Genomic DNA, 6,247 nt, shown 5'->3' on the forward strand with positions numbered 1-6,247 from the left:
GCTTTCTAAGCACAGACCACCAATCGCAGGATTTCGAATTGCGACAAGGCGGCAACTGAATGAATCCTTGGGAACTTACTTGAGTAAGTGACTAAGGTGAATGAAGGCAGCCAACGCAGTAGCGTTTCGAAAGACGAAGATTAAGCGGGAATAGCTCAGTTGGTAGAGCACGACCTTGCCAAGGTCGGGGTCGCGAGTTCGAGTCTCGTTTCCCGCTCCAAAATTTGAAAAGTATCGCAAGATACGCACCACCCAAGCGGGAATAGCTCAGTTGGTAGAGCACGACCTTGCCAAGGTCGGGGTCGCGAGTTCGAGTCTCGTTTCCCGCTCCAAATTCTTATCTCAATAAACATATCCACAACGAATAATCGCGTTGGGGCTGTTTTCTTTTGTCTTTGACATACTCTTGTAAACAGACTTATCCACAGGTCAGAGTAATATTCCTGGAATGCAAAAAACTTCGCTTGGTGAATAGTATCTTTATAACCATTTGAATTTAATGAATTAATTATCATTTCAAATTGTTAATGTGATCACTTGACGATTTTTTCCTTCTTGAATATCAATGTGTTTTTATTTTTATGCACAAGCTGTGGATGACTTAAGCATCACGCGGCAGACCTTTTTCAATCACCCTGACCAGCCGCTGTTTCTTCGGTAACTGCACTTCAACCACGCAGGCATTTCTTTTCTCAATCTGCTGCGCAATCGCCCATTCTATGTGCTCGTCGAGAAGTGGGTGCTCACCTCTGCGATTTTCCAGCGCATTTATTACGGTTTCATCCCACGGGGCATTTCCCAGCGCGACGGCGATATTTCGCAACCAACGCAGGTGTCCGATGCGACGAATAGCCGAACCTTCCGTCACTTTTAAAAACCACGCTTCGCTCCAGCCAAACAGCTCAATCAGTTCCGGGGCATGCAGTTGTTTACGTGGGCTAAAGTCATCTTCTACAGTGAGTTGCGAATAGCGATTCCAGGGGCAAATGAGCTGGCAGTCATCGCAGCCATAGATTCGGTTGCCCAACAGTGGGCGAAACTCTTCCGGGATAGCGCCTTCTAGTTCGATCGTGAGATAGGAAATACAGCGGCGGGCATCAACGGTGTAGGGTTCAACGATGGCGCCCGTGGGGCAAATGGTCATACAGGCCACGCATTTGCCGCAGGCTTCTTCTACAGGCTGATCCACCGGAAGCGGTAAATCGATCAGCAGTTCACCAAGGAAGAAAAATGACCCGGCTTCACGGCTAAGAATTAGTGAGTGCTTACCAACCCAGCCAAGTCCGGCTTTTTCCGCCAGCGGACGCTCCAGAATGGGCGCAGAATCGACAAAAGGTCTAAAATTCAGCGAAACGCAATGCTGCTGGATCAACTCTCCCAGCTTTTTTAAACGGTTACGCAGCAGCTTATGGTAGTCACGGCCCAGTGCATAACGGCTGATGTAGCCTAGCGACGGATTTTTTAGCGTGCTGGCAAACGCGGCGTTGGCGGGGAGATAATTCATCCGTACGCTGATGACGCGTAAAGTTCCGGGTAATAACTCGTGGGGGCGGGCGCGCATCATACCGTGACGGGCCATCCAGTCCATTTCGCCATGGTATTGTTTATCCAGCCAGGCCTGCAGTTTGGGTTCGGCTTCGCTAAGGTCTGTATCGGCAATACCGACCTGCTGAAAGCCAAGTTCCAGCCCCCACTGCTTAATTTTTTGTGCTAACTGATTGAGATCGAGGGGCTCTGACATGACGGACCATACAATGAAGAAAAACCCCGCAAGTATACCACACTCCATCTGGCACGCCGATGACATCAAACGGATGGAACATGAGGCGGCAGACAGCCTTGGGCTGACGCTGTATGAGCTGATGCAACGTGCGGGAGAGGCGGCGTTCCAGGTTGCTCGCAATGCATATCCTGCCGCTCGGCACTGGCTGGTGCTCTGTGGCCACGGTAATAACGGCGGCGACGGCTATGTCGTGGCGAGACTTGCCAAAGCCGCGGGGATTCACGTCACGCTATTAGCGCAAGAAAGCGACAAACCGCTCCCACAGGAGGCAGAACATGCTCGTCATGCCTGGCTGAACGCAGGTGGCGTTATCCATTCCCCGGATATTATCTGGCCGCAAGAGGTGGATGTGATTATCGATGCGCTGCTCGGCACCGGCTTAAAACATGCACCTCGCGACCCACTGGCGACATTAATCAAACAGGCGAATGTGCATTCTGCTCCCACAGTGGCTATTGATATTCCTTCCGGTCTGCTGGCGCAGACGGGGGGAACGCCCGGAGCGGTGATTCATGCTGCCCATACCGTTACCTTTATTGCATTGAAGCCCGGTCTGATCACGGGCAAAGCGCGTGATGTCACAGGGCGTATCCATTTTAACGCGCTCGGGCTGGATGCCTGGCTGGCGGGGCAGGACGCGCCCATTCAGCGCGTTGATGCCTCACAGCTTAGATGCTGGCTGACACCACGCCGCGCAACATCGCACAAAGGTGACCATGGTCGACTGGCGATCATCGGGGGTGACTATGGCACAGCAGGCGCCATACGCATGACCGGTGAAGCGGCGCTTCGCGCTGGTGCCGGATTGGTTAAGGTGCTCACGCGCAGTGAAAATATTGCACCGATCCTGACCGCCCGTCCGGAACTGATGGTCGATGAGTTGACGCCTCGCGCGGTGGAGGAAAGTCTGGTGTGGGCGGATATCGTGGTCATCGGTCCCGGACTTGGGCAGCAAGAGTGGGGAAAAAAAGCACTGCAAAAAGTTGAGAATTTTCGCAAACCGATGCTGTGGGATGCCGATGCGCTTAACCTGCTGGCAATCAATCCCGATAAACGTCACAATCGCGTGATCACGCCGCATCCGGGCGAGGCTGCGCGACTGTTGGGCTGCTCCATTACAGAAATTGAAGACGATCGCTTACTTTCTGCACAACGTCTGGTAAAACGGTACGGAGGTGTGGTGGTGCTGAAAGGCGCGGGTACGGTAGTGGCCTCGGAGCACAATGCATTAGCCATTATCGATGCCGGTAACGCAGGAATGGCCAGCGGCGGTATGGGTGATGTCCTTTCCGGAATCATTGGCGCATTGCTCGGACAGAAGCTTACCCCGTATGATGCTGCGTGTGCGGGATGTGTGGCGCACGGCGCGGCAGCGGATGTGCTGGCGGCGCGATTTGGTACGCGCGGCATGCTGGCGACAGATCTCTTTACCACGCTACAGCGTATTGTTAACCCTGATGTGATTGACGTTTATCATGATGAATAGAGTAATTCCGCTACCGGATGAACAGGCGACGTTAGACCTGGGACTGCGGGTCGCGAAGGCCTGTGACGGCGCAACGGTTATTTATTTGTACGGCGATTTAGGTGCGGGTAAAACCACCTTCAGCCGGGGATTCCTGCAGGCGATAGGTCATAAAGGCAATGTAAAAAGCCCCACCTATACGCTGGTCGAACCCTATTCGCTTGAAAATTTAATGGTATATCACTTCGATCTGTACCGACTTGCGGACCCCGAGGAGCTCGAATTTATGGGGATCCGTGATTATTTTGCCAATGATGCAATTTGCCTGGTGGAATGGCCACAACAAGGTAAAGGTGTGCTCCCGGACCCGGACGTCGAAATACACATCGAATACCAGGCGCAAGGTCGAGAGGCGCGCGTAAGTGCCGTCTCCTCATCGGGTAATTTATTGCTGGCGCGTTTAGCCGAATAACCTTAAAGGGTGGCGGGATGATTTATCGCATCAGAAATTGGCTGATGGCAACCCTGGTCCTGCTGTGCGCGCAGGCAGGGGCCGCCAGCCTTTCCGATCTTCAGGTTTCTAACGGCGAACAGCAGGCGTGGATTACGCTCAGTTTTATTGGCGAGCCTGAATATGCTGTTTCGCAGGACGGGAAGCGCACCGTTGCGCTGGATATTAAACAAACCGGCGTGATTCAGGGACTGCCGCTGCTGTTTAGCGGTAATAACCTGGTTAAGGCCATCCGTGCGGGTACACCGAACGATCCACAGTCTTTGCGACTGGTTGTCGATTTAACCGAGAACGGAAAAGCCGCCGCTGTAAAACGGCAAAACGGCGGTAACTATACCGTGGTGTTTACCATCAATGCTGATGCACCTCCGCCGCCACCGCCACCTCCTGTGGTGGTGAAGCGCGTTGAAGCACCCGTTGTCGCTCCGCGTCCGTCAGAACCTGCGCGTAACCCGTTTAAAACGGAAAATAATCGCACGACAGCCGTCATCAACAGTAATACGGCCACGCGGCCTGCCGCTCGGGCGGTGAGCAACAATAATGGCGATAAAGTGGTCATTGCGATTGATGCCGGGCACGGTGGACAAGATCCTGGTGCGATTGGTCCTGGCGGCACGCGTGAGAAAAACGTCACCATCGCCGTCGCGCGTAAGCTGCGCAGTCTGCTCAATGACGATCCGATGTTTAAGGGCGTACTCACTCGTGACGGCGATTACTTCATCTCGGTGATGGGCCGTTCTGACGTGGCGCGTAAACAAAATGCCAACTTCCTGGTCTCCATTCATGCTGATGCGGCACCCAACCGGGATGCCACGGGTGCTTCCGTTTGGGTGTTGTCAAACCGTCGAGCCAACACTGAAATGGCTGGCTGGCTGGAACAGCACGAGAAGCAATCGGAGCTGTTGGGTGGTGCGGGTGATGTGCTGGCCAACAGTCAGTCCGACCCGTATTTGAGTCAGGCTGTGCTGGACCTGCAGTTCGGTCATTCACAGCGTGTAGGGTATGATGTGGCAACCAGTATGATCGGCCAGTTGGAGCGCATTGGTTCGATGCATAAGCGCCGCCCGGAGCACGCCAGCCTTGGCGTATTGCGTTCGCCGGATATCCCGTCTGTGCTGGTTGAAACCGGCTTTATCAGTAACAACAGCGAAGAACGTTTGTTGGCGAGCGATGATTATCAGCAGCGGCTGGCCGAGGCGATTTACAAAGGATTGCGTAATTACTTCCAGTCGCATCCGATGCAAACCGGGCCACAGGGCGCACCGGCGCAAACTGCTAGCGCCATCTCGCCGGGCGACACGTTAACCAATTAAGGATTAGCCATGCCGATTCAGGTTCTACCGCCACAGTTGGCGAACCAAATTGCCGCAGGTGAAGTGGTAGAACGGCCTGCGTCAGTGGTTAAAGAACTGGTAGAAAACAGTATCGATGCGGGTGCAACGCGCATTGATATTGATATCGAACGTGGTGGCGCCAAGCTGATCCGTATTCGTGATAACGGCTGCGGCATTAAAAAAGACGAGCTGGCGCTCGCGCTGGCGCGTCATGCGACCAGTAAAATTGCCTCCCTTGACGATCTCGAAGCTATTGTTAGCCTCGGATTTCGCGGGGAAGCGCTGGCCAGCATCAGCTCGGTCTCTCGTTTAACCCTGACGTCACGTACGCAAGAACAATCCGAAGCCTGGCAGGCCTATGCCGAAGGGCGCGATATGGATGTGACGATTAAACCAGCCGCACATCCGGTGGGCACCACGCTGGAAGTGTTGGATCTGTTCTACAACACGCCAGCACGGCGTAAGTTCATGCGCACCGAGAAAACCGAATTTAACCATATCGACGAGATTATCCGCCGCATTGCGCTGGCGCGTTTTGATGTGACCATAAATTTGTCGCATAACGGTAAAATGGTGCGTCAGTACCGTGCAGTCGCCGCCGATGGGCAGAAAGAGCGTCGTTTGGGCGCGATTTGCGGCACGCCGTTTCTGGAGCATGCGCTGGCGATTGAGTGGCAGCATGGAGATTTAACGCTGCGTGGCTGGGTCGCTGACCCGAATCACACCACGACGGCGCTGGCCGAAATACAGTACTGCTATGTGAATGGCCGTATGATGCGCGATCGGCTGATCAACCATGCTATCCGTCAGGCCTGTGAAGACAAACTTGGGGCCGATCAACAGCCAGCGTTTGTCCTGTACCTGGAAATCGACCCGCATCAGGTGGACGTTAACGTGCATCCAGCCAAGCATGAAGTCCGTTTCCATCAGTCCCGGCTGGTGCATGACTTTATCTATCAGGGGGTGTTGAGCGTATTGCAACAGCAGCTTGAAACGTCGCTGCCGTTGGCCGATGACGACACGCCTGCGCCAAGGCATATCCCGGAGAACCGGGTTGCGGCTGGACGAAACCACTTTGCCGAACCTGCCCCCGCGCGTGAACCGGCTACGCCGCGTTATTCCGTATCGGCAGGCGGTGGTGGTGGTGGTGGTGG

The 6,247-nt window shown here is 54.3% G+C and carries 5 protein-coding genes and 2 tRNA genes; 6 read left to right on the forward strand and 1 reads right to left on the reverse strand.

What is annotated here, in order from left to right; translation table 11 throughout:
• Nucleotides 1–144: 144 nt before the first annotated feature.
• Together FDW95_RS09295 and FDW95_RS09300 are read left to right on the forward strand one after the other, a co-directional pair.
• Nucleotides 145–220: transfer RNA gene (locus tag FDW95_RS09295), tRNA-Gly, on the forward strand.
• 36 nt (nt 221–256) lie between these two features.
• A tRNA-Gly gene (locus FDW95_RS09300) sits at nt 257–332 on the forward strand.
• Between the two features lie 269 nt (nt 333–601).
• Here FDW95_RS09300 and queG read toward each other — a convergent pair.
• Entirely contained in the window at nt 602–1,741 is a 1,140-nt protein-coding gene (queG, locus tag FDW95_RS09305) for a tRNA epoxyqueuosine(34) reductase QueG (protein WP_115259624.1), read from the reverse strand.
• Here queG and nnr point away from each other — a divergent pair.
• From nnr to mutL, 4 genes are all read left to right on the forward strand, one after another.
• On the forward strand, nt 1,740–3,269 hold the full coding sequence (gene nnr, locus FDW95_RS09310; RefSeq protein WP_115259623.1) for a bifunctional ADP-dependent NAD(P)H-hydrate dehydratase/NAD(P)H-hydrate epimerase: 1,530 nt from the start codon (nt 1,740–1,742) through the stop codon (nt 3,267–3,269). The two genes, queG and nnr, sit on opposite strands and share 2 nt — an antisense overlap.
• Nucleotides 3,259–3,720, forward strand: a complete 462-nt coding sequence (gene tsaE / locus FDW95_RS09315; RefSeq protein WP_115259622.1) for a tRNA (adenosine(37)-N6)-threonylcarbamoyltransferase complex ATPase subunit type 1 TsaE — start codon at nt 3,259–3,261, stop codon at nt 3,718–3,720. Before nnr ends, tsaE begins: the two co-directional genes overlap by 11 nt.
• Nucleotides 3,721–3,737: 17 nt before the next feature.
• Complete coding sequence (gene amiB / locus FDW95_RS09320; protein WP_137363483.1) at nt 3,738–5,072, forward strand: N-acetylmuramoyl-L-alanine amidase AmiB; 1,335 nt, start codon at nt 3,738–3,740, stop codon at nt 5,070–5,072.
• 9 nt (nt 5,073–5,081) lie between these two features.
• Nucleotides 5,082–6,247, forward strand: a 1,166-nt coding sequence (gene mutL, locus FDW95_RS23670; RefSeq protein ID WP_249358999.1) for a DNA mismatch repair endonuclease MutL, incomplete at its 3' end; no start/stop codon positions are given.

This window comes from Citrobacter sp. wls718, assembly GCF_005280945.1.
GTDB classification, from domain to species: Bacteria; Pseudomonadota; Gammaproteobacteria; order Enterobacterales; family Enterobacteriaceae; genus Citrobacter; species Citrobacter gillenii.